Genomic DNA, 2,507 nt, shown 5'->3' with positions numbered 1-2,507 from the left:
TTGCCGAGCACGCCTCGGCCGAAGAGCGCCGGGCGCTGCTGAAGGAGCACCGCATCCCTATGCTGACCATGGGCGTCATCTGCGGCTACCTCGGGGCTGCGCCGTCGCTGATCTGGGCCTTCAGTGCGCTGACCATCGTGTTCGCGCCCTTTGTCGTGCTCCTGGCGATCTGGCTCTACACGCTGGTGTTCGCCTTCTCCACGGCCTGGTTCACGCACTATGCGCTTGCCGCACTGCAGGCCAGGCGGGCGGCCGAGCCGGTGGCGGAGTCAGCCGTCGTCATGGAGGTCTGAACGATGCAAGTGGGGCTCTTCATCATTGGCGACGAGATCCTGTCCGGCAAGCGCCAGGATTCGCACCTGGCCAAGTTCATCGAACTGCTGTCTCAGCGCGGCATGCAGCTTGCGTGGGCGCAGTACCTTGGCGACGACCGCGAGCTGCTGACGTTGCGGCTGGCCCAAGCCTTCGCCGGCGGCGACCTCGTCGTCAGCTGTGGCGGTATCGGCGCCACACCCGACGACCACACCCGCCAGGCCGCTGCCGCGGCGCTGGGCCGGCCGCTGGTGCTGCACCCCGAGGCCCGCGAGTTGATCTGGCAGCGTGTGCAGCAGATGGCGGTCGAGCAGGGCTCGACGGCCGATGCCGACCACCCCGACACGCTGCGGCGCTTCCAGATGGGTGTCTTCCCGGAAGGCGCGAGCCTCGTTCCCAACCCCTACAACAAGATTCCCGGCTTCAGCGTCGGCCATGTGCACTTCGTGCCCGGCTTTCCGGTCATGGCTCATCCCATGATGGGCTGGGTGCTGGACCGCTATCCGCAGTTGCACCGTCAGGTGGGTGTGCAGGAGCGCTCCCTCGTCCTTCTGGGCGCCATGGAGGCCAGCCTGACGCCGCTGATGGAAGCGGTCGAGGCGGAGTTCGCCGGCATCAAGGTCTTCAGCCTGCCCAGCGTGGACCATCCCCGCTGGGGCCGCTGCATCGAACTGGGCGTCAAGGGGAGTGCGGAACAGTTGGCCCCCGCCTACGATGCCCTGAAACGGGGCGTGATCCAGTCTGGTGCATCAATCAGCACCGAACTGGTGCGATAGAGGTCGCGCTGTCACGGATGGCGCCACATAATGTCCGCAGCAGCGGGCGACAACCCATGTCGGTGCATCTGGCATGCAACCTGCTTTGAATCCCCTGTGGCCGCTGGCGCGTGCGCTGGCGGCGGCAATCCACCCTCGATCCCGCTAGGAGCTTTTGATGGCCAAGACCGTCGCCGACGTGATGAACATGTTGAAGGAGAACGAAGTCAAGTTCGTCGACTTCCGTTTCACCGATACCCGTGGCAAGGAGCAACACGTTTCCGTGCCCGTCTCTCACTTTGACGAAGACAAGTTCACGTCGGGTCACGCCTTCGACGGCTCCTCGATCGCCGGCTGGAAGGGCATCGAGGCTTCGGACATGCTGCTGATGCCCGATCCCAACACGGCCAACATCGACCCCTTCTTTGAAGAACCGACGCTGATCCTGTCCTGCGACGTCGTGGATCCGGCTGACGGCAAGGCCTATGAGCGCGATCCCCGCTCGCTGGCCAAGCGCGCCGAGGCCTACCTGAAGGCCTCCGGCCTGGGTGACACCGCCTACTTTGGCCCGGAACCCGAGTTCTTCATCTTTGACAGCGTGCGCTGGGGCAACGAGATGTCCGGCTCGTTCTTCAAGATCGAGTCCGAAGAAGGCGCCTGGAACTCGTCCAAAGAGTACGAGCACGGCAATAGCGGCTACCGCCCCACCGTCAAGGGCGGCTACTTCCCCGTGCCCCCGGTCGACAGCGGCCAGGACATGCGCTCGGAGATGTGCCTGATCCTCGAGCAGATGGGCATCCCGGTCGAAGTGCATCACCACGAAGTGGCGAACGCCGGCCAGATGGAAATCGGCACCAAGTTCAGCTCGCTGGTCCAGCGCGCCGACTGGACGCAGCTGCAGAAGTACATCATCCAGAACGTCGCCCACGCCTATGGCAAGACCGCGACCTTCATGCCCAAGCCCCTGGTCGGCGACAACGGCTCCGGCATGCACGTGCACCAGTCCGTGTGGAAGGACGGCAAGAACCTGTTCGCCGGTGACGGCTACGCCGGCCTGAGCGAGTTCGCGCTGTACTACATCGGCGGCATCATCAAGCACGCCCGTGCCCTGAACGCCATTACCAACCCCGGTACCAACAGCTACAAGCGCCTGGTGCCCGGCTTCGAAGCTCCCGTCAAGCTGGCCTACTCGGCCAAGAACCGCTCGGCCTCGATCCGCATCCCCTATGTGGCCAACCCCAAGGGTCGCCGCGTCGAGGCGCGCTTCCCGGATCCTTCCGCCAACCCCTATCTGGCCTTCAGCGCGCTGCTGATGGCCGGCCTGGACGGCGTGGAGAACAAGATCCACCCGGGCGAAGCTGCCACCAAGGACCTGTACCACCTGCCGCCCGAGGAAGACGCGAAGATCCCGACCGTCTGCCACAGCCTGGACCAGGCGCT

2 protein-coding genes and 1 pseudogene are annotated in these 2,507 nt (G+C 65.0%); all 3 read left to right on the top strand.

The genetic code is table 11. From position 1 onward, the window contains the following. Nucleotides 1-293 (top strand): annotated as a pseudogene (locus VGF12_RS06885) (hypothetical protein); the annotation flags it as partial. A 3-nt stretch (nt 294-296) separates the two neighbouring features. Further along, nucleotides 297-1,088, top strand: a complete 792-nt coding sequence (locus tag VGF12_RS06880; protein WP_331175299.1) for a competence/damage-inducible protein A — start codon at nt 297-299, stop codon at nt 1,086-1,088. Nucleotides 1,089-1,245: 157 nt separating this feature from the next. Continuing rightward, a partial coding sequence (gene glnA, locus VGF12_RS06875; protein ID WP_331175298.1) for a type I glutamate--ammonia ligase occupies nt 1,246-2,507 on the top strand: 1,262 nt, incomplete at its 3' end.

Source organism: Roseateles sp. (genome assembly GCF_036404855.1).
In the GTDB taxonomy this organism is placed as follows: Bacteria; Pseudomonadota; Gammaproteobacteria; order Burkholderiales; family Burkholderiaceae_C; genus Pelomonas.
This window is presented reverse-complemented; position numbering and strand designations above follow the sequence as displayed.

Bases quoted from the DNA above. Each gene is read 5' to 3' on its own strand.
- VGF12_RS06880 (WP_331175299.1), top strand. From the start codon at position 297: ATGCAAGTGGGGCTCTTCATCATTGGCGACGAGATCCTGTCCGGCAAG.